Raw genomic sequence first — 23590 nt, 5'->3', positions numbered from 1 at the left:
CGGCGCGGGCGTCTTCGCCCACGCCGAGGCCGCGAAGCGGCCCGCAGCCGATGAGGCCTGCCAGCTGGTGCGCCAGCGGCGCGGCGAAGCCAAGGCCGCGGAGCGGCCGCCCGGCGTCCAAGGGCATGGGAAAGCCCCTTCAGTTCCCGATCAGCGTGAACTGCCCGCCGCGGATCTCCACCATGCGGAAGGCGCTGAGGTCGAGGCCCATGTGGTCGGTCGCGCTCATGTTCACCACGCCGCCGGTGCCGACGAAGCCGCGGGTGGCGCGGATCGCGTCGCGCAGCCGCGTGCCGTCGGTGGAGTTCGCCCGGCGGATCGCCTCCACCAGGATCATCAGCCCGTCATAGGCATGGCCGCCGAAGGTGGAGACGGGCTGGTTGAACTCGCGCTCGAAGGCGGTCTTGTAGTCGATCAGCACCTGGCGCTGCGGGTCGCCCGCGGGCAGCTGCTCCGCCACCAGCAGCGCCGCGGCCGGCAGGCGCACGCCTTCCGCCGCGGCGGGGGTGGCGAGGCTGATGAACTCCGCGCTGGCCACGCCGTGCGACTGGTAGAGCGGCAGCCGGATGCCGAGCTGGGCGTAGCCGCGGGTGACGATGGCCGGGCCCTGGCCGAAGCCGGGGTTCACCACCGCCTCCACGCCGGCCGCGTTGCGGATGCGCGTCAGCTGCGGGGTCATGTCGGAATCGCGGGGGCCGTACTGCTCCTCCGCGACGATGGTGATGCCGGCCGCGCCCGCGACGCGCTGGCACTGCCCGCGCATGGACTGGCCGAAGCCGTCGGTGCCGCTGATCATCGCGATGCGCGACAGGCCGCGCGCGCGGATGTCGGCGAAGATCTTCTCGCAGGCCATGCGGTCGGTGTGCGGCGTCTTGAAGGTGAAGGGGGAGACGGGGTCCACGATCTCGATCCCGCCGGCGAGGCTGATGAAGGGGATGCGCGCATCCTCGAAGACGGGGCGCATCGCCATCGTCGTGCCGGTGGTGGTGCCGCCCACCATGGCGACCACGCGGTCGTCCTCCACCAGCCGCGTCGCGAAGGTGCGGGCGCGGTTGGCGTCGCCGGCATCGTCGTAGACGATCAGCTGGATCGGCCTGCCGTTGATGCCGCCCGCCTGGTTGATGCGGTTGACGTAGAGCCGCAGCGTCTTGTCCTCGGGGTCGCCGAGGAAGCTCGCGGGGCCGGTGACGGACAGCACCGCGCCGATGCGGATCGGGTTGTTGCCCTGCGCCAGCGCCGGGAACGCCAGGACCGCCGCGGCGCCGAGCGCGAGCACGCCGCGCCGGAGCATCGTGCCGAGACCCATCGTGAACTCCTCCCTGTTGCTTGTCGTGGTGGTCAGGCTGCCACGGGGCGGCGCGCCATGGCGATATGGAATCGGTTCGCGACATAGGCCGCATCCGTCAGGCAGGAGGTGCCCGCGGGATTGGCGCCGCTGACGTGGTAGTCGCTGAAGGCGGCGGACTGGTTGACGAAGACGCCACCGGTCAGGTTCTCGCTCAGCGCCGCGCCGGCGCGCGCGAAGGCGTCCTCGGCGCGTGCCAGGAAGGCCTCGTCGGTGGAATGGACCAGCGCGGTGATGGCGCCACGCGCGCTGGCCGAGCCGGCGGCGAGGGCGAGCGCGGCATCGGCATCGGCGCAGCGGATCAGGAAGGCGATGGGGCCGAAGCGTTCCTCGCCCCAGGCGGCACGGTCCCCGGCATCGACCTCGACCAGCAGCGGCGTCGCGGTGCGGGCGGCGTCCTGGCCGGGCACCGGCGCGCTGTCGCGCAGCACGCGGCCGAGCCCGCGCGCGGCGGCGATGCGGTCGAGCGTCGCCGGGTTCTGGATGGCGCCGAGCACGCCGGCGGCGCGGGCGGGGTCGGACAGCAGCGCGTCGATGGCGGCGACCAGCGCGGCGCCCACCTGCTCGAAGGACATGTGGCCCCGGTCGGTCGCGATGCCGCCGGCGGGGACGAAGATGTTCTGCGGCGCCGTGCACATCTGGCCGGCGTAGAGGCAGAGCGAGAAGGCGAGGTTGCGGCACAGCCCCGCAAGATCCGCGGTGGAGTGCAGCACCACCGGGTTCACGCCCGCTTCCTCGGTGTGCAGCGCCTTGCGGCCGCCGACATGGGCGCGCAGCCAGGCGCCGAAGGCGGGGCCGCCTGTGAAATCCACGATGCCGATGGCGGGATGCGTGGCCAGCGCCCCCGCGATCGGCGCCTCCGCCATGTCGGGGGCAAGCTGCACCACATCCGGGCTGAAGCCGGCCTCGGCCAGCACCTCCCGCGCGGTGCGGACGGTGAGGGCGAGGGGCAGGATGGCGGCGGGGTGCGGCTTGACGATCACCGCATTGCCGGTCGCCAGGCTCGCGAACAGGCCCGGATAGCCGTTCCAGGTGGGGAAGGTGGCGCAGCCGATGACCAGCCCGATGCCGCGCGGCACGGCGCGGAAGGACTTGCGGAGCGTCACCGCCTCCTTCCCCATCGGCTTGGTCCAGCTCGCCTCGCCGGGGATGCGGGAGAGTTCGTCCATCGCATAGGCCACCGCTTCCAGCCCGCGGTCCTGCGCGTGCGGGCCGCCGGCCTGGAAGGCCATCACGAAGGCCTGGCCGGTGGTGTGCATCACCGCATTGGCCATCAGGAAGCTGGCGCGGTTCAGCCGGTGCAGGATCTCGAGGCAGACGCCCGCGCGGGTGTCGCCCGGCGCATCGGCCCAGGCGGGCGCGGCGGCGGCGGCGCGGGCCACCAGCGTCTCCACGCCATGCGCGGGATAGGTGATGCCGAGCCTCGGGCCCCAGGGCGAATGCTCGTCGCCGAGGAGGGTGTCGCCCGCCTCGAAGGGCTTGCCGAGCAGGGCGGCGAAGGCGGCCTCCGCCTCGGCCTTGGCGGTCTCGCCGTAGATCTTCCCGGACGGCGCCTCGGGGTAGGCGGAGAAATGGCCGCGGGACCGGGCGGCCGCCATGGCCCTGCGCAGCGTCTCCGCATGCGTCGTGGAGAACCCCGTCATGCCCGTTTCCTCCCCGCGATTGACCTGCGGTGGTTGCGACAATAAGCTGACCGGACGGTCAGTCAATAGCGTCGTGGCGGCGGCACGGGGCCACCCGGTCTGGCGTCCCGCGCCAAGAAGGAACGGCGGAGGACGTCATGGGAGAGACCGCAGGGCCGTTGCTGGTCGAGCGGCGGGACGGCTGGCGGCTGCTGCTGCTGAACCGGCCGCAGCGGCTGAACGCCTTCGATGCCGCGCTGCATGCCGCGCTGCTGGCGGCGCTGGAGGAGGCGGCGGCCGATCCCGCCTGCCGCGCCGTGCTGCTGGCCGGCGCCGGGCGGGCCTTCTGCGCCGGGCAGGACCTGGCGGAACCCGGGCTGACGGAGGCCGGCGTCGATCTCGGCGCGGTGCTGGAACGCGGCTGGAACCGCCTGGTCCGCGCGCTGCGCGACCTGCCGAAGCCGGTGGTCTGCGCGGTGCAGGGCACGGCGGCGGGGGCGGGCGCGTCGGTGGCCTTCGCCTGCGACATCACCCTGGCGGCCGAGGATGCCAGGTTCGTGCAGGCCTTCATCCGCATCGGGCTGATCCCCGATTCCGCCGCCACCTGGACCCTGCCGCGCCTGGTCGGCCCCGCCCGCGCGCGGGCGATGGCGATGCTCGGCGAACCCGTCACGGGGGTGGAGGCCGCGGCGATGGGGCTGGTCCACCGCGCGGTCCCGGCGGCCTCGCTGATGGCGGAGGCCGAGGCCGTCTGCGCCCGGCTCGCGCGCCTGCCGGCGAAGGCGCTGGCCGCGACCAAGCGCGCGCTGGACGCGGCGGAGGGCAACACGCTGGTGCAGCAGCTGGCGCTGGAGGCCGGCATCCAGCGCGAACTCGGCCGCGGCGCGGACTATGCCGAAGGCGTCGCCGCCTTCCAGCAGAAGCGCCCCGCGCGCTTCGAAGGGGCGCCGGAATGACGCCGGGGCAGATGGCCGAGGCCTGCGCGCGGGCGATGTGGGCCGAGGACCGCGCCTCGGCCGGTCTCGGCATGGAGATCGCGCGCATCGCGCCCGGCGAATGCGACATGACGATGCGCATCGAGGAGCGGATGGTGAACGGCCACGGCATCGCCCATGGCGGCTTCATCTTCGCGCTGGCCGATTCCGCCTTCGCCTTCGCCTGCAATTCCTTCAACCGCCGCGCTGTCGCGCAGAGCAACACCATCACCTATCTGCGCCCCGCGCGGCTCGGCGACCGGCTGACGGCGCGCGCGGTGCAGACCGCGTCCGCCGGGCGCAGCGGCATCACCGACGTCACCGTGACCGATGGGGAGGGCAGGCCCGTCGCCGTCTTCCGCGGCCTGTCGCGGGTGATCGAAGGCCATCTCGTGGAGGACGCACAGTGATGCCGGCAGAACCGCCGCCCGCCGCCCTGCTCGACGAGGCCGAGCGCATGGACCCCGGCGCGATGCGCGCCCTGCAGCACGAACGGCTCGCGGCGACGCTGCGCCATGCCTATGCCAACGTGCCGCATTACCGCCGCGCCTTCGACGCCGCCGGGGTCACGCCGGACGACTTCCGCGACCTGCCCGACATCGCGCGGTTCCCCTTCACCACCAAGGCGGACCTGCGGGACAACTACCCCTTCGGCATGTTCGCCGTCCCGATGGAGGAGGTGGCGCGCATCCACGCCTCCTCCGGCACCACCGGCAAGCCGACCGTGGTCGGCTACACGAAGTCCGACATCGAGGTCTGGAGCAGCCTCGTCGCGCGATCCATCCGCGCCTCCGGCGGCAGGCCGGGGATGATGGTTCATGTGGCCTATGGCTACGGGCTGTTCACCGGCGGGCTCGGCGCGCATTACGGGGCGGAGGCGATGGGCTGCACCGTCGTCCCCGTCTCCGGCGGCATGACGGAGCGGCAGGTGCAGCTGATCGAGGATTTCCGCCCCGACATCATCATGGTCACGCCGTCCTACATGCTCGCCCTGCTCGACGAGTTCAGGCGGCAGGGCAAGGACCCGCGCGCGACCTCGCTGAAGATCGGCATCTTCGGCGCCGAGCCCTGGACCGAGGCGATGCGCGCGCAGATCGAGGACGCCTTCGGCATCCACGCCGTCGACATCTACGGCCTGTCGGAGGTGATGGGCCCCGGCGTCGCCAACGAATGCGTCGAGACGAAGGACGGCCCGCATGTCTGGGAGGACCACTTCTACCCCGAGATCGTGGACCCCGAGACAGGCGCGCCCGTGCCGGACGGCGAGCCGGGGGAGCTGGTCTTCACCAGCCTGACGAAGCAGGCCATGCCGGTCATCCGCTACCGCACGCGCGACCTGACGCGGCTGCTGCCCGGCACGGCGCGGCCGGCCTTCCGGCGGATGCAGAAGATCACCGGCCGCAGCGACGACATGATCATCCTGCGCGGCGTCAACCTGTTCCCGAGCCAGGTGGAGGAGCAGATCCTGCGTGTCCCGCACCTCGCCCCCCATTACCAGCTGATCCTCACGCGGGAAGGCCCGATGGATTCCATGACCATCGCGGTGGAATGCGAGCCCGGCACCGACGAGGCGGAGCGCGCGGGGGCCGCGAAGGCGCTGGCGCACCACGTCAAGGCGATGATCGGCGTCAGCGCGCGGATCGAGCTGCGCGACCCCGGCGCGATCGAGCGCAGCGTCGGCAAGGCCCGGCGCGTGGTGGACCGGAGGCCGAAGGCGTAGATGCCGCGCGCGAGGGCCGAGGACCACGGGGAAAGGCGGCAGGCCATCCTGGACCGCGCGGCGGAGCTGTTCGCGCGCCACGGCTACGACCGCGCGAGCATGGCGATGATCGCGGAGGCGTCGCAGGTCTCGAAGGCGCTGTTCTACCACTACTGGAAGGACAAGGAGGAACTGCTGTTCGACGTGCTGGCGCAGCACCTGCGGCGGCTGGTGGAGGTCGCGCGCGGCACGGGCGACGCGGCCGAGCCGCCGCGCCGCAGGCTGGAGGCGCTGGCCTTCCGCCTGCTGGATGCCTATCGCCACGCGGATGCGGTGCACCAGGTGCAGCTGAACTGCATGAAACTCCTCTCCCCCGCGCGGCAGGAGGCGCTGAAGGCGATGGAGCGCGAGCTGGTCGCCGAGGCCGCGGTGCTGGTCGCGGCGCTGAACGCGGATGCGGCGCGCGACCGCAGGCTGCTGGTCCCGCTGACGATGAGCTTCTTCGCGATGCTGAACTGGCACCACCTGTGGCACCGCGAGGGGCGGGGCCTGTCGCGGCACGACTATGCGCGGATGGCGGCGGCGCTGGTGGCGGAAGGCGCGGCGGGCGCGGTGGCGACGCTGCGGGAGCCGCAGGAGGCGGGCTGATACGCCCGGCATCATGCACCGACCCATGCGGCCAGCGCAGCTGGCCGAACGGCCGCTACGCCAGTTGGCGCGCAGCCAAGTGGCCGGAGGCCGCGCCCGGCGCCTGAGGGTCCGACAAGGGCATAGGGTCGGTCGAAGCATTCGACCGACCCTATGAGGAGGCCCGCCGGGGCCGCTCGGCCCCGGCGGATGCGGGCGCATCGCCCGGCGGGACCCAGCGGCCCCGCCGGGCTGCGGCGCCTTCAGATCAGCGCCACCTGCCAGTCGGAGGCGATCGCGGAGGAGAGCAGGACCGCGCTCTCCACCTGGCCGCCATTGACCGTCCAGACGCCGTATTCGCCGGCCGGGCCGCGCCAGAACAGGTCGGCCCGCCCGTTGTCGTCGTAGTCGCCGATCGACTCGATCGACCAGCCGGCCGGCGGCGGGTTGTAGAGGCTGGCGCCCGCGAGCTGCAGGCCGTCCATCTGCCACTGGCCGATGTTGCCGAAGTTGTCGTTCCAGACGATGTCCGACTTGCCGTCGCCGTTCAGGTCGCCCGCCCCGATGATCTGCCAGTTGTTGCCGGGGTTCGGCCCGACGACGCTGGCGTTGAGGAGGTTGAGGCCGTCGATCAGCCAGACGCCGACATTGCCGAGCACGTCGCGCCACAGCACGTCGGCCTTGCCGTCGCCGTTGAAGTCGCCGGTGTCCGCGATCTGCCAGTTGTTGCCGGCATTCGGGCCGACGATCCCGGCGTTCAGGATGTTGGCGCCGTCCATCAGCCAGACGCCGATGTTGCCGAACACGTCGCGCCACAGCAGGTCGGACTTGCCGTCGCCGTTGAAGTCGCCGGTGCCCTCGATCTGCCAGCTTTCGTCCGGCACGAAGGAGATCGTGCCCTGGGCGGCCACGTTGGCGCCGTCCATGAACCACATGTTGACGCTGCTGTCCTCGCCGCGCCAGACGATGTCGGCGCGGCCGTCGCCGTTGAAGTCGCCGCTGCCGCCCAGCCGCGCGCCGGTCGGCGTGGCGAGGGAGAATTCCGTCGCGCTCTCCACGAAGGCGCCGTTGAGGTTCACGGCGGCGAGCGTGCCGTCGCCGGTGCGGAACAGCACGTCGGCCCGCCCGTCGGCGCCGAAGTCGTAGACCGGGGCCTGCGGCGCCGGACGCGGGGCGGTGCCGGCGAGCAGCTCCGACAGGCTGACGGTGCCGTTGCTGAAACGGAAGAACTCCGTGTTGACCACGACGTCGGTGCCCTGCGAGTCCGGCCCGCCGCGCGTGTCCGTGATGATCGCGCCGCCGATCGTGGCGGTGACGGTGTAGAGGCTCCGCACGCCGGTGTAGTACGCGGTGTCGGTGCCGCCGCCGCCGTCGATGTTGTCGTCGCCCGCGCCGCCGTTCAGCAGGTCGTCCCCGCCAAGCCCCGACAGCAGGTCGTCGCCGCCGATGCCGAGCAGCACGTCGAAGTCGTCCCGGCCCGAGATGACGTCGTTCGAGCCGGAGCCGATCACGCCCTCGATGCCGGACAGCGTGTCCACGCTGCCATAGCCGTCGTTGCTGACGATGCCGGTGGCAAGGGCGACATTGACCGCGCCGGGGCTGTCGAAATAGCCGGCGAAGTCGAAACCGTCGCCGCCTTCCAGCCGATCGGCCCCTTCGAAGCCGATGATGGTGTCGCTGTCGCCTGCGCCGGTCAGGGTGTCTGCCGCGCTGGTGCCGTCGATGCGGCCGCTTCCGTTGATGATGGCCATCGTGTCCCTCCGATGTCGGACGCGGTAGGGACGCGGCAGGACTGTTCCGGTTCAGATCAAGTTCGCGTGGGAGTTGTTACGGCCCGCCGGAATTGCGCGGTGCGCCGTCCCGCCACAATCGCGGATCGAAGCGGAAGGGCGTGGCCTGCACCACCCGCGCGGCACGGCCTTCCGGGTGGTCGGGGTTGAGCAGCAGGTTCCGCCCTTCCTGTACGACGATGGAGGGCACGCGCAGCACCGCGCTGCGGCCGTCCCGCAGCCAGGCATCGCCGAAGGCGGCCGGGTCGGCCGGCATCTCCTCCAGTTCCTCGATGCTGTGGGCCGGCAGGGCGACCCGCAGCAGCAGGTGGTCGTGCTCCATCTCATGGTGCTCCATGTCGAGATGGACGCGGGCCTCCAGCACCGCGAGCGCGGGATGCTCGGACAGGTAGACGATCCGGCTGCCGCCGCTGTTCCACCGGCCCGCCTTGTCGAGGCAGGCCTTGCCGGAGCTTTCGACCTCATGGGGGCGGCAGATCTGCCATCCGAGCATCGTCATGCCGCTGGGACGCGGCCGGGGGGGTGCGGGTTCCGGGCACCCCGCCCCCCCGCGCCTCAGGCCGCGTCGTAGTCCAGCGCCAGCGTCTTCGTGGTGGGGCGGGACTGGCAGGTCAGCACGTAGCCGCCCGCGAGTTCCCAGGGTTGCAGCGAATAATTCGCGTCCATCGCCACCGCGCCCTCCGTCAACCGGGCGCGGCAGGTGCAGCACATGCCGCCGCGGCAGGACCAGGGCAGGTCCATCCCGGCGCGGAGCCCGCCCTCCAGCACCGTCTCGCCGGGCAGGAGCGCGATCTCCCGCGTGACGCCGTCGAGGGTGATGGCGGCGGTCGCGGCCGGTTCGGCTGCGGCGGCAGGGGGCGGGGCCGGGGCGGCGCGGGCCGGGCCGGCCGCGGTGAAGTGTTCCGTGTGGATGCGGCCGGGCGGGACGCCGAGCGCGGCCAGCGCCTCCGCCGCGGCGTCCGGCAGGCCGGCGGGGCCGCAGAGGAAGGCGGCGTCGATCGCCGCGGGCTCGACCAGGCCCGGCAGCAGCGCGCGGATGCGCGCGGCGTCCAGCCGGCCGTGCAGCGCGGCCAGCTCGTGCTTCTCGCGCGACAGGACATGCACCACCGACAGGCGCGACAGGTGCCGGTCCTTCAGGTCCTCGATCGCGGTGCGGAACATGATGTCGGCGGCGCTGCGGTTGCCGTAGAGCAGCACGGCGCGGCTGGCCGGGTCCCGCGCCAGCAGGCTGGAGAGGATGGACAGCACGGGGGTGATGCCGCTGCCGCAGGCGATGGCCAGCACCGTGCGCGGCGCCGGGGCGTCGGGCTGCAGGCCGAAGCGGCCCTCGGGCGGCATCGCCTCCACCACGTCGCCCGGCTTCAGCCCTTCCACTGCCCAGGTGGAGAACAGGCCGCCGGGCACGCGCTTCACGCCGATCCGCAGGGTCCCGTCCTCGGGCGCCGAGCAGATGGAATAGCTGCGCCGCTGTTCCGCGCCGTCGATGACGCGGCGCAGCGTGAGATACTGTCCCGGCGCGAAGCGGAACAGCGCCTCGGCCTGCGGGGGCGGCCGGAGGGTGATGGCGACCGCATCCGGCGTCTCGCGCGTGACGGCGACGACGCGGAGGGGGTGGAAGCGGGTGGAGACCACGGCGTTCATCCGGCACTCCCTTGCTCGATCGCCGCCGCACGGCCGCCGGCGGCGTGGTGCCGGGACGCGCCCTGGCGCGGCACGGTCAGAGGCACTTGAAGTGGTCGAAGGGCTCGCGGCAGGCGGTGCAGCGCCAGAGCGACTTGCAGGCGGTGCTGCCGAATTCGCTGAGCTTCTCGGTGGCGGCGCTGCCGCAGCGCGGGCAGGCGACTTCCTCCTCCGCGCCGAACAGCGCCCGTCGGGATGCCTGCGGCGGCGGGGGCGCGATGCCGTAGGCGCGCAGCCGGTCGCGCCCGGCCGGGGTCATCCAGTCGGTCGTCCAGGCCGGCGACAGCACCAGCCGCACGCGCGGTCGCGGCAGCCCGGCCGCGGCAAGCGCGATCTCGACCTGGAGTGCGATCATGTTCATCGCGGGGCAGCCGGAATAGGTGGGGGTGATGTCGACCTCCACCCCGCCATCCACCGCCACCCGCGCATCGCGCAGCACGCCGAGGTCGGCGATGGTCAGCACCGGGATCTCCGGGTCCGGGATGGCGCCTGCCACGGCCAGCGCGCGGGCGACGAGCTGCGCGCCGTCCCCTGCCGGCGGCGGGACGTCCGCGGTGGCGGGGGCGGGGGGATGCAGCGCGGTGCTCACCATGCGGCCCCCGGATAGGCGCGCTGGAGGTGCTGCATGACGGCCAGCATGTGGCCGAGATGTTCGGTGTGCACGCCGCGCCGCCCGCCCGACTGCATCCAGCCGTCGCGCGGGCGCGCCAGCGTCGCGGGGCCCAGCACGCGCTGCACGGTGGCGTCCCATTCCACGCGGATCGCGGCGGGGTCGGGCAGGATGCCGGCCTCGACCAGGGCGGATTCCTCCGCCTCCGCGGCGAACATCTCGCCTGTGTAGGGCCACAGCCGGTCCAGCGCGGCGGCCAGGCGGGCGTGGCTCTCCTCCGTCCCGTCGCCGAGGCGGATCATCCATTCGCCCGCATGGCGCAGGTGGTAGGTCGCCTCCTTCTCCGCCTTCGCCGCGATGGCGGCGAGCGTCGCGTCGCCCGACCGCATCGCCGCGCGCCACCAGGGCAGCAGGAAGGCGGAATGCAGGAACAGCCGCGCGATGGTGTCGGCGAAGTCGCCGCGCGGCAGTTCCAGCAGCAGCAGGTTGCGGAACTGCGGCGCGTCGCGGAGATAGGCGAGGTCGTCCTCGCTGCGGCCCATGCCTTCCAGCGCGGCGGCGTGCTGGTACAGCGACCGCGCCTGGCCGAGCAGGTCGAGCGCGACATTGGCCAGCGCCAGGTCCTCCTCCAGCATCGGCGCGTGGCCGCACCATTCGGACAGGCGGTGCGCATGCACCAGCGCGTCGTCGGCGCGGGCGAGGATGGCGTTCAGCAGCGGCGCCGGTGCGACGGCGATGGTGGTCATGCCTGGTCCCTTCCGCGGCGCGGTCCGTGCCGGCCCGCCGCGCCCCGGATCCCGGGGCGCGGCGGGGGCCGTCACATGTGGCCCACTTCCTCGGGCACCTCGTAGAAGGTGGGGTGCCGGTAGATCTTGTCGGCCGTCGGCTCGAACAGGCTGTCCCGGTCGGCCGGGTCGCTCGCGGTGATGGCGGAGGAGGGCACGACCCAGAGCGAAAGGCCCTCGCCGCGGCGCGTGTAGGTGTCGCGCGCGGCCTGCAGCGCCATCTCGGCATCCGGGGCGTGGACGCTGCCGGCATGGCGATGCGCCAGGCCGGAACGCGCGCGGATGAAGACTTCCCAGATCGGCATCTTCGCCTCGGGCATCGGCGTCACTCCGCGGCGAGCCTGGGGGCGACGGCGCGCGCCCGGCGCTTCGCCGCATGGGCCAGCGCCGCGTCGCGCACCCAGGCGCCCTCGGCATGGGCGCGGCGGCGGGCTTCCAGGCGTTCGCGGTTGCAGGGACCGTCGCCGGCGAGGATCCGGCGGAACTCCGCCCAGTCGATCGGGCCATGTCGCCAATGGCCCGTCGCCTCGTCGAAGCGCAGTTCCGGGTCGGGGAAGGCGAGGCCGAGATGGTGGCCCTGCGGCACCGTCGCGTCGATGAACTGCTGGCGCAGCGCGTCGTTGGTGAAGCGCTTGATCTTCCAGCGCATCGACTGGTCGGTGTGCTCGCTCACCGCGTCGGGGGGGCCGAACATCATCAGGCAGGGCCACCACCAGCGGTCCAGCGCGTCCTGCGCCATCGCCTTCTGCTGCGCCGTGCCGCGGCACAGCGTCAGCATGATCTCGTAGCCCTGGCGCTGGTGGAAGCTCTCCTCCTTGCAGATGCGGATCATCGCCCGCGCATAGGGGCCGAAGGAAGTCCGGCAGAGCGGGATCTGGTTCATGATCGCCGCGCCGTCCACCAGCCAGCCGATCGCGCCGATATCCGCCCAGGTGAGCGTCGGGTAGTTGAAGATGGAGCTGTATTTCGCCTTGCCCGACAGGAGCTGGTCCACCAGCTCCTCGCGCGAGGTGCCGAGCGTCTCGGCGGCGGCATAGAGGTACAGGCCATGCCCGCCCTCGTCCTGCACCTTGGCCAGCAGCGCGGCCTTGCGCCGCAGCGACGGCGCGCGGGTGATCCAGTTGCCCTCGGGCAGCATGCCGACGATCTCGGAATGCGCGTGCTGGCTGATCTGCCGCGTCAGCGTGCGGCGATAGGCCTCCGGCATCCAGTCATTCGGCTCGACCTTCTCCTCCGCCGCGACGCGGGCCTCGAAGCGGGCAAGCCGCTCCGGGTCCGCCGGCGTCGTGGCGGGGGCGGCGTCCCTGTTGTTCAGGGCTTGGGTGTACACGGGACATTCCCTCCCTTTCGGGACTGGCCGTAGATACGTCACATGTTCAGATGGGCGCAAGCAAAAAACGTAACGCGTCATCCCGCGCCGAAGCGGTGCGCGTCAGACGGCGGCAGCCGCCCGTCCTCGTTCCGGCCCTCGGCATCCAGCCAGGCCTCCGCCGCGGGATCGAGCCGGCGGTAGAGCGCGGCGGCCAGTTCGCGCGCCGCATGTCCGGGCCAGTCCGGCGGCAGCAGCGCCGCCGGCAGCAGCGGGTCGCGCAGCGCAAGGCGCCGCCATTCATGCACCAGCAGCAGCCGCAGCGGCAGCGCCTCCCCCGCCGGCACCGCCGCATCGTGCAGCGGCGCGAAGGCCGCGAGGAAGCGGCGATGCCCCGCGCCGAGCACGGCGAGCGGCCAGGCCTGCGCCGCCGCCGCGCGCGCCTCCTCCGCGCTGCGCGGCGTGGCGAGCAGGACGGGGGCGAGGTGCGGCAATTCCTCCGCCGCGCCGTGCAGGCCGACCAGCAGCCCCGGCAGCTCGCCGAAGCCGCGCGCCAGCAGGGCCTCGCGCTCCGCCGGGTCGGGGTTGAGGACCAGGCGGAAGACGCCGTCCCAGGCGGGCGGTGTGATGGCGTAGATGCGGGCGGCGGCGGCGCCGAAGCTTTCCATCCCGCGCGGGCCGAGCCGGTAGTAGGACAGCCGCCCCACCCGGTTGCGCGCCAGCCAGCCTTCTTCCGTCAGGCGCGACATGGCGGTGCGGACCTGGCCGGGATTGCAGCCGAAGCGGTCCAGGATGGCCTGCAGCGAGCCGAGCCAGAGCGAGCCGCCGCGCGGCGCCACCGCATCGCCCCAGATGGTGACGATGAAGGATGCGGTGCGCGGCGCGCCGGTGCGCGCCAGCGTCGCGGCGAGGGGGGAGGCGGTCATGCCGCGCAGCTTGACGCAAGCCGCAGGCTTGCCAAGCCGCCCCCGCAGGCCACATGCGCGCCGCCATGACGCATCACCGCCCCGCCGCGCCGCCCGCCATCCCCGACCTGCCCGCCTGGCTGGTGGGGGAACTGCGGTCGGACCATGCGGGGGAGACGGGGGCGGTGATGATCTACCGCGGCATCCTCGCCGTCGCGCGCGACCCGGCGCTGCGCGACTTCGCCGCCCGCCACCGCGCGACGGAACAGGGCCATCTCGACCTGCTGGAGGGGCTGCTGCCGCCCGCGCGGCGGTCCCGCCTGCTGCCCGTCTGGCGCGTCGCGGGCTTCCTGACCGGCGCGCTGCCGGCGCTGTTCGGGCCGCGCGCGGTGCATGTGACGATCGACGCGGTGGAGAGCTTCGTCGACCACCACTACCAGCAGCAGATCGACCGGCTGGACGCGGAAGGCATCCACCCCGCGATCCGCGCCCTCCTCGCGCAGTGCCAGGAGGAGGAGGTGCATCACCGCGACGAGGCGCGCGCGCTGGCCGGCGCGCCGCCGGGCGCGCTGCTGCGCGGCTGGGCCTGGATGGTGGGCGCCGGCTCGGCGGCGGCCGTGATGGCGGCGAAGCGCGTGTAGCCCCGCCGCCCGGCGCCGCGGACGGAACCGCCCGGCGCGGCGGGTGTTCCGCGCTCGGCAAGGGCGCGCCGTCCCGGCGCCGCCGCGGGAGCGCATGGCGATGAAGGCACTCTGCTGGCACGGCAAGGAAGACATACGCTGCGAGTCCGTGCCCGATCCGCGCATCGAGCACCCGCGCGACGCGATCATCCGCGTCACCTCCTGCGCCATCTGCGGATCTGACCTGCATCTCTACGACAACATGATCCCCGCCATGAAATCCGGCGACGTCATGGGCCACGAGACGATGGGCGAGGTGGTGGAGGTCGGGCCCGAGGCGAAGGGCAAGCTGAAGGTCGGCGACCGCGTGGTGATCCCCTTCACCATCAACTGCGGCCAGTGCTGGCAGTGCCGCCGCGGCAACTTCTCGCTCTGCGAGACCACCAACCGCAACGCGGCCCTGCAGGAGAAGGTGTTCGGCCGCGTCGGCGCCGGCCTGTTCGGCTACACGCAGCTGACCGGCGGCTACCCGGGCGGCCAGGCGGAATACCTGCGCGTGCCCTATGCGGACGAGACGCACATCAAGGTGCCGTCCACGCTGACGGACGAGCAGGTGCTGTTCCTGTCGGACATCCTGCCCACCGGCTGGCAGGGCGCCGTGCAGTGCGACATCCAGCCGGAGGACACGGTGGCCATCTGGGGCGCCGGGCCGGTCGGGCTGATGTGCGTGATGTCGGCCGTGCTGCTCGGCGCGAAGCAGGTCATCTGCATCGACCGCGTGCCGGAGCGCCTGGCGATGGCGCAGGCCAACGGCGCCATCCCGATCAACTTCGACGAAGAAAGCGTGATGGACCGCATCGACGAGCTGACCGACCGCAAGGGGCCGGAGAAGTGCATCGACGCGGTGGGGATGGAGGCGCACGCCACCGCCACGCTCGATTCCGTCTATGACCGCGTGAAGCAGGCGATGATGCTGACCAGCGACCGGTCGCATGTGCTGCGGGAGATGGTGTACCTCGCGCGGCCGGGCGGCGTGCTGTCGGTGCCGGGCGTCTATGGCGGGCTGGTGGACAAGTTCCCGATGGGCCTGGTGATGAACAAGGGCCTCACCATCCGCACCGGCCAGACGCATGTGCGCCGCTGGACCGACGACCTGCTGCGCCGGATCGAGGAGGGGCAGATCGACCCGTCCTTCGTCATCACCCACACCGTCCCGCTGGACCAGGGGCCCGCGATGTACAAGACCTTCCGCGACAAGCAGGATGGCTGCGTGAAGGTGGTGCTGAAGCCATGAGCGCGCATCGCGAAGCGCCACGCCGCGCGCTGCCGGCGCCCGCCATGCCGCGGCGGATGCCCATGCCCGCCATGCCGCGCCGCGGCAGTGCCGGGCGCATGGCGGAGGGCCTCGGCTGGTTCTCCATCGGGCTCGGCGTGCTGGAGATCGCGGCCGCGGGCCCGCTGGCGCGCGGCCTCGGCATTCGCGGCGCGGAAGGGCTGCTGCGCGCCTATGGCGTGCGGGAGATCGCGACCGGCATCGGCATCCTCACGGCGCGCGACCGGCGGCCCTGGATCATGGGGCGTGTCGGCGGCGACGCGCTGGACGTGGCGACGCTGCTGGCTGCCATCCCCGGCAACCGCCGCCCGGGCGGCGTCGCGCTGGGGCTGGCGGCGGTGCTGGGCGTGACGGTGCTGGACCTGGTCTGCGCCGAGGCGCTGCGGACGGAGGAGGTGGACCGCGGCAGGCAGCGCCGCGCCGTGCGCCGCTATGCCACGCGCAGCGGCCTGCCGCGCGGCGTGGAGGGCAGCCGCGGCGCGGCGCGGGACCTCGACGTGCCTGCCGATTTCCGCATCCCCGAACCGCTGCGTCCCTGGACGGCCTGACCCCGCCCGGGATCAGCGGCCGCGAAGGTCGTGGTGGAACACGCGCGGCACGCGGCGCAGCGTGGTGGTGAAGGTCAGCAGCGCGCCGGCCTCGTCCACCACGATGCGCTTGGCGGCTCGCGCCGGCAGCGGGATCCGCACCAGGCCGCACCAGGCGATCAGCAGCGCCGCCAGGCGCGATCCGCCGACGCAGCGCACCAGCGGCGTGCCGTCCTGCTGCACGACGAAGCGGATCTGGTGGCGGTCGGGCTGCGGTTCGGCGGACAGGACAGCGCCCGGCGGCATGTCGCCGAGCACGCGCCCGCAATTCTCCATGGCGGAGACCAGCGCCGCCCGCCGGAAGGCCAGCACCCGCCGGTCCACCAGCGGCGCCTCGGCGTCCTGTTCGTCGAAGGCGCCCCGCAGGGCGGGCGCGTCGGGCGTGGCGTTCGGCATGGACCCCGGCACCGGCGGGAAAGGCCCCGCCGGCGCCGAGGGTGGCGCGTGGCTGTGAACGCCGTGTGATCCGCCGCCGGCGTCAGGCCACGCCCTGCGCCAGGCCGTCGCGCTGCGGGTCGGCGCCGCCTTCCGGCACCCCGTCCCAGACCGCGATGCCGTGCGGCGCCGCGAAGGGGTAGGAATGGAAGGCGCGCCGCACTTCGTGCCCCATCGCCTCCAGCTCCCGCTGGACGGCGTGCGGGATGCGGTTGCCGATGTCGATCGCGGGCGTGGTGGCGCTGAAGCGCGGCGCCATCACCGCTTCCTGCATCGTCATGCCGAAATCCAGGATGTTCAGCAGGACCTGCAGCAGCGCCACCCCGATCCATGCGCCCCCCGGCGCGCCGAGCGTGGCGACCGGCGTCGCACCCCGGAAGACGATGGTGGGCGCCATGGAGGAGAAGCGCTTCTTCCCCGGCGCGATGGAGCCCGGCCGCCCGGGGCGCGGGTCGTACCAGTTCATCGCGCCGTTCAGCATGAAGCCGAGCCCGGGCGGGATGACGCCCGACGGCACGCCGAGCGTGTGGGTCAGGCTGGCCACCATGCCGTCGCGGTCCACGACGGAGACGGTGGTGGTGTCCCGCGGCTCGCCCGCCGCATGTCGCCTCGGCGCCGCCTCGCCGTCGCGGATGCGCGCGGCGCAGGCATCCGCATGGGCGTCCGACAGCAGGCGGTCGAGCGGCGGGGGGTGGAAGGCGGGGTCGCCGATATGCTCCTCCCGGTCGCGCAGCGCGATGCGCATGGCTTCCGAGACGATGTGGATGTAGCGCGGCGTGTTGTGGCCGAGCGCCGCGAGGTCGAAGCGTTCCAGGATGCGCAGCCCCTCCGCCACCACGATGCCGCCCGCGGGCGGCGCGGGGAGCGAGACGGTGAAGCCGCGATAGGCCACGCGGATCGGCGCCGTCTCCCGCGGCTGGAACCCGGCGAGGTCGGCTTCGGTCAGCAACCCGCCATGGGCGCGCATGTCGGCGGCGATGCGCGCGGCGATGTCGCCCGCATGGAAGGCCTCCGCCCCGTCGCGCGCGATGGCGGCGAGGGTCGCGGCGAGGTCGGGGTTCCGCACCACCTCGCCCATCCGCCGCGGCGTCCCGTCCTCCCGGACGTAGAGCCGCCGGCCGTCGGGGGTGAGGGCGAGCTTGTCGACATAGGGCAGGCGGCCATAGGCCGCCTCGTTCGCCGTCATCATGGTGTGGACATGCGGGCGGATGATCCAGCCGCCCTCGGCGAAGCCGATGGCGTGGCCGAACAGGTCGCGCCAGGGGGTGCGCCCCCAGCGGCGATGCGCTTCCGCCAGCAGGCGCAGGATGCCGGGCGTGGTGACCGCGCCGTGGCCGATCTCGTTCGCGCGGTTCGCCAGGACATAGCCGTAGCCGTCGCTGCACTCGCGCTCGAAGGCGGCTTCCCACATGGTGGGCGTGCAGGCGGCGGGGCAGGTGGACAGGCCGTCCAGCACGGTGGTCGCGCCGCTGGCGGGGTCGTGCAGCTGCAGCACGCCGAGCCCGGCGACGCCGCACATCAGCGGGTCCACCACGCCCTGGGTGAAGGCGCAGGCCAGCAGCGCATCCACCGCCGACCCGCCGGCGGCCAGAACCGCCGCGCCGGCTTCCACCGCCTCCGGCTGCGGCGCGACGATCATGGCGCGGGGCGTCGGCAGGCGGCGGTCCGGACGTGGCATCGGGCGGGCTCCCTCGTGGTGCGGGAAGCCTAGCGCCCCATCCGCGGAGGTGGAATCGCCGGAGCGAGGAATCGGATCAGTGCGGGGAGACCCGCCGCGCGAGGGGGCGGGCATGGCGCGCCCCGCCGCGATAGGCGGCCGCCGCGTGGTCCACGCAGACCACGCGGTTGCCGCCGCGCGACTTGGCCCGGCCCATCAGGTCGTCCGCGAAGGACAGCGCGTGCTCCTCGTCCTCGGGCGGGTCGAGGAAGCAGGCGGCACCGACCGAGGCGGTCACCGGCCAGCCATGCGCGGCCATCGTCTCCTGCACCGCATGCCGCACGCGTTCGCCGACCACCGCCGCCTCCGCGCCGTCGCCGCCGACGAGCAGGGCGGCGAAGCGGTCCCCTTCCAGCCGGGCGGCCGTGTCCTCCTCGCGCAGGCAGAGCATCAGCGCCGTCCCTGCTTCCCGCAGCGCGAGGTCGCCGGCGGCGCGGCCCTCCCTCTCGTTCAGCGCGCCCATCCCGTCGAGCCCGAGGCACAGCAGCGAGAAGGGGCGGCGGTCGCGCCGCTGCCGGGCGATCGCCTGGCCGAGCCCGATCCGCAGCGAGGCGCGATTCGGCAGTTCCGTCAGCGCGTCCACCAGCGCCAGGTCCTCGGCCTGCCGCATGGCCCGCCGCAGCGCCAGCGTGGTGACGACGGCGCGGGCCAGCCGCGGCAGCAACGCCGCGGTCCCGGCCGCCATGTCGCGCGGCGCGGTGTCCATCACGCCGAGCGCGCCGATGGCGTGGCCATCCCCGGTCAGCAGCGCGCTGCCGGCGTAGAAGCGGATGCCGGGCGCGCCGGCCACCAGGGGGTTGGCGGCGAAGCGTGGATCGGCCGCGGCATCGGGCACCACCAGGGGCTGCGCGGGCTGGCGGATCGCCTCGGCGCAGAAGGACGCGGCGCGCGGGAAGGCGGCCGGCGGCAGGCCGAAGGCGGCGTCGCAGCGCGCCGTGTCGCGCTCCACAAGGGTGATCGTCGCGAAGGGGCAGCCGGTGACCTGCGCGGCCAGCTGCGCCAGGTCGGCCAGCGCGGGGTCGCCGGCGGTGCCGGCCGGGGCAAGGCTGCGCAGGGCGGCGATGCGGCGGTCCTCCTCGGAGGGCAGGGGGACGGGCATGGCAGGGCTCCGGGCAGGGGTGCGTGACAGTCGCGCGCAATCGTGACCGGGATGCTAACGGGCGGCCGTCAGGCCAGGAACGAACGCCCGGATGGCCATGGCGGCAGGCCGAAGGCCCCGGCGAGCGTCGCCGCCACGTCGGCGAAGCCGTCGCGGGTGCCGAGCGCGTCACGCCGGCCGCGGTGCAGGACCAGCAGCGGCACCTCCTCCCGCGTGTGGTCGGTGCCGCGGAAGGTCGGGTCGTTGCCGTGGTCGGCGGTGAGGATCACCAGGTCCTCCGGCCCGCAGGCGGGCAGGAAGCCGCCCAGCCAGGCGTCGAATTCCGCCAGCGCGCCGGCATAGCCCGCGACGTCGCGCCGGTGGCCGAACAGCGTGTCGAAATCGACCAGGTTGGTGAAGACCAGGCCCTCCCGCATCTCCTCCCACAGCGCCGCGGTGCGGGCCATGCCCTCGGCGTTGGAGGCGGTGGGGTGGGACGCCCCGAGGCCCTGCCCGGCGAACAGGTCGCCGGTCTTGCCGATGCCGATGACCGGGCGGCCGGCTTCGGTGATGGCGTCGAGCACGGTGCGCGGCGGGCGCATGGAGAAGTCGTGCCGGCGCGCGGTGCGGCGGAAGGCGCCGGGCGTGCCCTCGAAGGGCCGCGCGATGACGCGGCCGATCGCCCAGGCATCGGCATGGCGGCGCGCCACCTCGCACAGGGCGTAGAGGCGGCGGGGCGGGATCACCTCCTCATGCGCCGCGACCTGCAGCACGGAATCGGCCGAGGTGTAGAGGATGGGCCGCCCGCTGCGCAGGTGCTCGGCGCCGAGTTCGTCGATGATGGCGGTGCCGCTGGCCGCGACATTGCCGAGGAAGGCGACGCCCGCCTCCTCCTCGATCGCGCGGACCAGCGCGTCGGGGAAGCGGTCGAAGGTGGCGAAGGGGGCGGCGGGCGCGGCGCCCGCGATCTCCCAGTGGCCGGTGGTGCTGTCCTTCCCGGTGGCGCGCGGGCGCATCCGGCCATGCGCGGCACCGGCCGGCGCCGCGCCGCCCAGGATGGCGTCGAGGCCGAGCGCGTCGAGCACCGGCAGGCGAAGCCCGGTGGCGCGCCGGATGTGGCCCAGCGTGTCCGCCCCCTCGTCCCCGTAGCGCGCCGCATCGGGCGCCGCGCCGCAGCCGACGCTGTCGAGCACGAGGAGGAGGGCGCGGGTCATTCGGCCGCGGGCTGGTCGGCCCGCGCCGCCGCGGCGCGCAGCGTCGCGCGCTGCTGCAGCGCGCGGTAGGGCAGCGCGTCATTCGCGGCGTCGGGCGGCTCCGCCCCCAGCATCGCGACCGCCGCGCGCCAGCCATGCATGGTGCCCACGTCGACATAGGTGGTGCCCGCGCGGACCCCCTGCGCGGTGCCGCCGCGCGCCAGCCAGGCATTGACCAGCGTGCCGACATATTCGTCGCCGCGCCCCGGCTCCCGCCACAGCGCGTGCAGGTCGTGCAGGACGCGGCCTGGCATGCCGAAGGCGCCCCAGACCCAGTGCGACCGCGCGTCCTGCTGCTTCACCTGGATCTCCTGCACGCGGCCCGCGGCGTCGGTCACCACCGCGTCGAAGAATTCCGGCCGCTCCACCGGGAACAGCAGGAAGGACAGCGTGTCCCGCGGCAGCAGCGCAAGCCCGTCGCGCGGGAACCACACCGTGTCCGGCAGGCCGACCATCACCTGTTCGTCGGGGCCGATGAAGGGCGCGGCGCAGAAGATCGCGTCGCACAGGCCCGCGGGTTCGGCCTGCACCACATAGGCGATGCGCGCGGCGCCGATGCGCGCGCCGTAGTAGTTCACGATGTCGCTCTTGCCCGGCGCGATGACGAAGCAGAGCTTGGTCACCCCCGCCGCCAGCATCCGCTCGATCAGGTGTTCGCTGACGGCGCGCGGGCGTTCCACCCCGCCCTCCATCCGGCAGCCGACCGGCAGCAGTTCCTTCGAGAAGGCCAGCGGCTGGATGCGGCTGCCGATGCCGGCGGCCGGGATGATGCCCCACATGCTCAGCCCTCCATCACGGGTGCGCGGATGCCCTCGAGCGCCGCCTCCAGCTCCGCCGCGCGGCGGTCGCCGGCATGCTCGGCCAGCGTGCGGTCGCGCGCGCGGCGCGCGATGCGCCGGATCTCCGCCTCCGGCAGGTCGAGCGCGGCGAGCGCATCGGCGGTGTCGCGCGCGACCAGGATCTCCTCGCCCGGCGCGTAGAAGTGGTCGAGCCCGTCCCACGCGTCGCTCAGCACCGGCGTGCCGCAGGCCGCCGCCTCGAACAGCCGGCCGGAGGGACACCAGCCGAGCGCGGCCATGGCGCGGCGCGTGACGTTGAGCGTGAGGCGCGAGGAGGAGAAGAAGGCCGGATGCTCGGGCGGCGGCATGTGGCGGACGAAGTGGATGTTCGGCGTCCAGGGGAAGTCCTGCGGATACTGCGCGCCGCCGATGACGAAGCGCCCCCCGGGCCGCCGCCGCGCCGGCTCCACGAACAGCCGCTCCAGCGCCACCTGGCGGTCGGCGGCATAGGTGCCGAGATAGGAGAGGTCGGCGCGGTAGGCCGCCACAGGCTCCGCCGGGCGGTGCGCGTCGGGGTCCACGCTGCCGTAGAGCGGCGCGACGCGGCGCGCGCCAAGCTCCGTCCGCAGCCGCGCCAGCGCCTCGCCCCCGGTGTAGCTCAGCACCAGGTCGAAGCCCGACAGCCCCTGCGGCGGCAGCCAGTCCGGCGGCTTCCCCCCCGCGAGGAGGTCGAGCGTGACCGGCGTGTCGAGGTCGTAGAAGACCCGTGCGCCCCGCCCCTCCCCCAGCACGAGGTCGGAAGCCGCGACCCCGTCGGCGCAGTAGGAGGTGACCATCGCGGCATCCGCGCCGCGCAGCGCGGCGCGCGCCTGCGGCAGCGCCGCCTGCCAGTCGGGATAGGCGACGACCGTGAGGCCGGGGATGTCGAAGGCGTCGCGCGCATTCGCGTACCAGGGCACGTCGCGCTCGAAGAAGGTCACGGCATGGCCGCGGCGCGCCAGGGCGCGGATGAGGGACCGCCACAGCGTCGCATGGCCGTTCCCCCAGGAGGAGGTCACGGTCAGGCCGAACACGACCAGCTTCATCGCGCGCGACGCTCCTCTCCGCTCCGTGCGGGAGAACGGCGCTGCAACCTTCCGGTTGCCTCGCGCGGGGTCAGGCGCTGGCGCGGGCGGTGCCGGCGTCGTTCGCGGCGCGGGGCGGGGCGCGGCGGTTGTCGTTCGCGCCTTCCATGGCCTTCAGCCTCTCCAGCAGCAGCACCAGCACCGCGCCCTCCTCGGGCCGCAGCTTCGCCAGTTCGCCGCTGAGTTCCGCCCGCGCCTCCGCCTCCATCTCCGCCACCAGCCCCTGGTCCAGGTAGCCGTCGATCACGGCAGGGTGGACGTAGCATTTGCGGCAGATGGTCGGCGTGTTGCCGAGCCGCGCGGCCACCCGCTCGATCGCCCGCTTCACGTTGCGCTTCGCCGCCGCCTGGTTGTCGAAGCGTTCGAATTCGCGCAGCGCCAGCGCCGCCAGCACCGTGCCGGACCAGGTGCGGAAGTCCTTCGCGGTGATGTCGCGACCCGAGACCTCGCGCAGATAGGCGTTGACGTCGGCCGAGGTGACGTCACGCGGCGTGCCGTCGGCGTCGCGATAGGCGAACAGCTCCTGCCCGGGAAGGTCCTGGCAGGCGCGGACGATGCGGGCCACCCGCCGGTCCGCGACGCCGAGCTGCCATGTCTTCCCGCTCTTGCCCTTGAAGGCGAAGCGCAGCTCGGCGCCGTCCACCTCGACATGGCGGTTGCGCAGCGTGGTCAGGCCGTAGCTGCCATTGGCCTTCGCGTAGTCGTCGTTGCCGACGCGGATCAGCGTCGTCTCCAGCAGCTGCACCACCGTGGCCAGCACCTTCTCCCGCGGGAGGCCGGGCCGCTTCAGGTCGGCCTCCACGCGGGCGCGGATGGCGGGCAGGGCCTTCGCGAAGTCCAGCATGTGGTCGTATTTCGCGGCGTCGCGCACCTCCCGCCAGCGCGGGTGGTAGCGGTACTGCTTGCGGCCCTTCTCGTCGCGGCCCGTCGCCTGGATGTGGCCGTCCGGGTGCGGGCAGATCCAGACCTGCGTCCAGGCCGGCGGGATGGCGAGCGTCCGGATGCGCGCCAGCGCCGCCCTGTCCTTCACCGGCCCGCCCTTCGGCAGGCGGTAGGAGAACCCCTTGCCGGTGCGGCGGCGGGAGATCCCGGGCGCCTCGTCCGAGACGTAGCGCAGCCCCGCCTCCTCCGCCGCCTCGCGCGGGGCGACGATGGGAGCGGCGGCGGCGGTGTCTTCTGGGGGCATGGGGCGGGCCCTGGCAGCGGGTCGGGAATCCCGAACACCCGGCGCGCCCCGGCGGTTCCGCCTGCCCTGGACCCGAGTGGCCCGAACTGTGTCCGGGCCACTCGGGTCCAGCCCCTCGTGAGCCCGGCGATT

General features: G+C 73.6%; 24 protein-coding genes. 7 read left to right on the top strand and 17 right to left on the bottom strand.

Features of this window, described 5'->3' with window-relative positions; genetic code table 11:
* Positions 1–139: 139 nt before the first annotated feature.
* Together ACK8OX_RS08990 and paaN are read right to left on the bottom strand one after the other, a co-directional pair.
* Positions 140–1306: an ABC transporter substrate-binding protein gene (locus ACK8OX_RS08990; protein ID WP_430663661.1), complete on the bottom strand. Its 1167-nt coding sequence runs from the start codon at positions 1304–1306 to the stop codon at positions 140–142.
* 32 nt (positions 1307–1338) lie between these two features.
* Positions 1339–2988, bottom strand: a complete 1650-nt coding sequence (paaN, locus tag ACK8OX_RS08985; protein ID WP_430663660.1) for a phenylacetic acid degradation protein PaaN — start codon at positions 2986–2988, stop codon at positions 1339–1341.
* 137 nt (positions 2989–3125) lie between these two features.
* Here paaN and ACK8OX_RS08980 point away from each other — a divergent pair, with 137 nt between their 5' ends.
* Genes ACK8OX_RS08980 through ACK8OX_RS08965 form a run of 4 tightly spaced genes read left to right on the top strand, consistent with a single transcriptional unit; the run spans position 3126 to position 6288 of the window.
* Positions 3126–3923: an enoyl-CoA hydratase-related protein gene (locus ACK8OX_RS08980; RefSeq protein WP_430663658.1), complete on the top strand. Its 798-nt coding sequence runs from the start codon at positions 3126–3128 to the stop codon at positions 3921–3923.
* Entirely contained in the window at positions 3920–4351 is a 432-nt protein-coding gene (gene paaI, locus ACK8OX_RS08975; RefSeq protein ID WP_430663657.1) for a hydroxyphenylacetyl-CoA thioesterase PaaI, read from the top strand. The genes ACK8OX_RS08980 and paaI overlap by 4 nt, the downstream gene beginning before the upstream one ends.
* On the top strand, positions 4351–5661 hold the full coding sequence (gene paaK / locus ACK8OX_RS08970) for a phenylacetate--CoA ligase PaaK (protein WP_430663656.1): 1311 nt from the start codon (positions 4351–4353) through the stop codon (positions 5659–5661). The genes paaI and paaK overlap by 1 nt, the downstream gene beginning before the upstream one ends.
* On the top strand, positions 5662–6288 hold the full coding sequence (locus tag ACK8OX_RS08965; RefSeq protein WP_430663655.1) for a TetR/AcrR family transcriptional regulator: 627 nt from the start codon (positions 5662–5664) through the stop codon (positions 6286–6288).
* A 242-nt stretch (positions 6289–6530) separates the two neighbouring features.
* Here the strand turns inward: ACK8OX_RS08965 and ACK8OX_RS08960 are convergent, their stop codons facing one another.
* The 8 genes from ACK8OX_RS08960 to ACK8OX_RS08925 form a co-directional block, all read right to left on the bottom strand.
* Positions 6531–8018 (bottom strand): FG-GAP repeat domain-containing protein, encoded by a 1488-nt coding sequence (locus ACK8OX_RS08960; protein WP_430663654.1) that lies wholly within the window; start codon positions 8016–8018, stop codon positions 6531–6533.
* Between the two features lie 76 nt (positions 8019–8094).
* A complete protein-coding gene (locus tag ACK8OX_RS08955; protein ID WP_430663653.1) occupies positions 8095–8556 on the bottom strand; it encodes an RES family NAD+ phosphorylase in 462 nt (153 codons plus the stop codon).
* Positions 8557–8612: 56 nt separating this feature from the next.
* Positions 8613–9698, bottom strand: coding sequence for a 2Fe-2S iron-sulfur cluster-binding protein (locus tag ACK8OX_RS08950; RefSeq protein ID WP_430663652.1), 1086 nt, complete (start codon positions 9696–9698; stop codon positions 8613–8615).
* A gap of 76 nt (positions 9699–9774) precedes the next feature.
* Positions 9775–10329: a 1,2-phenylacetyl-CoA epoxidase subunit PaaD gene (paaD, locus tag ACK8OX_RS08945; RefSeq protein WP_430663651.1), complete on the bottom strand. Its 555-nt coding sequence runs from the start codon at positions 10327–10329 to the stop codon at positions 9775–9777.
* A complete protein-coding gene (paaC, locus tag ACK8OX_RS08940; RefSeq protein WP_430663649.1) occupies positions 10323–11093 on the bottom strand; it encodes a 1,2-phenylacetyl-CoA epoxidase subunit PaaC in 771 nt (256 codons plus the stop codon). Before paaC ends, paaD begins: the two co-directional genes overlap by 7 nt.
* A gap of 71 nt (positions 11094–11164) precedes the next feature.
* Complete coding sequence (gene paaB, locus ACK8OX_RS08935) at positions 11165–11437, bottom strand: 1,2-phenylacetyl-CoA epoxidase subunit PaaB (protein ID WP_430663648.1); 273 nt, start codon at positions 11435–11437, stop codon at positions 11165–11167.
* Between the two features lie 20 nt (positions 11438–11457).
* Positions 11458–12462 (bottom strand): 1,2-phenylacetyl-CoA epoxidase subunit PaaA, encoded by a 1005-nt coding sequence (paaA, locus tag ACK8OX_RS08930; protein WP_430663647.1) that lies wholly within the window; start codon positions 12460–12462, stop codon positions 11458–11460.
* 77 nt (positions 12463–12539) lie between these two features.
* A complete protein-coding gene (locus ACK8OX_RS08925) occupies positions 12540–13367 on the bottom strand; it encodes a PaaX family transcriptional regulator C-terminal domain-containing protein (RefSeq protein ID WP_430663645.1) in 828 nt (275 codons plus the stop codon).
* A gap of 65 nt (positions 13368–13432) precedes the next feature.
* On the opposite strand from ACK8OX_RS08925, the gene ACK8OX_RS08920 reads away from it, so the two are divergent.
* The 3 genes from ACK8OX_RS08920 to ACK8OX_RS08910 all read left to right on the top strand — a co-directional run bounded on the left by ACK8OX_RS08920 (position 13433) and on the right by ACK8OX_RS08910 (position 15847).
* Positions 13433–13987 carry a demethoxyubiquinone hydroxylase family protein gene (locus ACK8OX_RS08920; protein ID WP_430663644.1) on the top strand — a complete coding sequence of 185 codons (555 nt, stop codon included), beginning with the start codon at positions 13433–13435 and terminating at the stop codon, positions 13985–13987.
* A gap of 148 nt (positions 13988–14135) precedes the next feature.
* Positions 14136–15260, top strand: coding sequence for a zinc-dependent alcohol dehydrogenase (locus ACK8OX_RS08915; RefSeq protein WP_430663643.1), 1125 nt, complete (start codon positions 14136–14138; stop codon positions 15258–15260).
* Positions 15257–15847: a hypothetical protein gene (locus tag ACK8OX_RS08910; protein WP_430663642.1), complete on the top strand. Its 591-nt coding sequence runs from the start codon at positions 15257–15259 to the stop codon at positions 15845–15847. Before ACK8OX_RS08915 ends, ACK8OX_RS08910 begins: the two co-directional genes overlap by 4 nt.
* Positions 15848–15859: 12 nt before the next feature.
* On the opposite strand, the gene ACK8OX_RS08905 is transcribed toward ACK8OX_RS08910, so the two are convergent.
* From ACK8OX_RS08905 to ACK8OX_RS08875, 7 genes are all read right to left on the bottom strand, one after another.
* Positions 15860–16282 (bottom strand): hypothetical protein, encoded by a 423-nt coding sequence (locus ACK8OX_RS08905; RefSeq protein WP_430663641.1) that lies wholly within the window; start codon positions 16280–16282, stop codon positions 15860–15862.
* An 82-nt stretch (positions 16283–16364) separates the two neighbouring features.
* A complete protein-coding gene (locus tag ACK8OX_RS08900) occupies positions 16365–17999 on the bottom strand; it encodes a gamma-glutamyltransferase family protein (protein WP_430663640.1) in 1635 nt (544 codons plus the stop codon).
* 76 nt (positions 18000–18075) lie between these two features.
* Positions 18076–19137: a GGDEF domain-containing protein gene (locus ACK8OX_RS08895; RefSeq protein ID WP_430663639.1), complete on the bottom strand. Its 1062-nt coding sequence runs from the start codon at positions 19135–19137 to the stop codon at positions 18076–18078.
* 68 nt (positions 19138–19205) lie between these two features.
* Positions 19206–20330, bottom strand: a complete 1125-nt coding sequence (locus ACK8OX_RS08890; RefSeq protein WP_430663637.1) for a phosphopentomutase — start codon at positions 20328–20330, stop codon at positions 19206–19208.
* A complete protein-coding gene (locus ACK8OX_RS08885) occupies positions 20327–21148 on the bottom strand; it encodes a nucleotidyltransferase family protein (RefSeq protein ID WP_430663636.1) in 822 nt (273 codons plus the stop codon). The genes ACK8OX_RS08890 and ACK8OX_RS08885 overlap by 4 nt, the downstream gene beginning before the upstream one ends.
* A gap of 2 nt (positions 21149–21150) precedes the next feature.
* Positions 21151–22233 carry a CgeB family protein gene (locus ACK8OX_RS08880; RefSeq protein WP_430663635.1) on the bottom strand — a complete coding sequence of 361 codons (1083 nt, stop codon included), beginning with the start codon at positions 22231–22233 and terminating at the stop codon, positions 21151–21153.
* A 70-nt stretch (positions 22234–22303) separates the two neighbouring features.
* Complete coding sequence (locus tag ACK8OX_RS08875) at positions 22304–23458, bottom strand: DNA topoisomerase IB (protein ID WP_430663634.1); 1155 nt, start codon at positions 23456–23458, stop codon at positions 22304–22306.
* Positions 23459–23590 lie beyond the last annotated feature (132 nt).

The sequence above is a fragment of the Falsiroseomonas sp. CW058 genome, from assembly GCF_050563535.1.
Classification (GTDB): domain Bacteria; phylum Pseudomonadota; class Alphaproteobacteria; order Acetobacterales; family Acetobacteraceae; genus Falsiroseomonas.
This window is presented reverse-complemented; position numbering and strand designations above follow the sequence as displayed.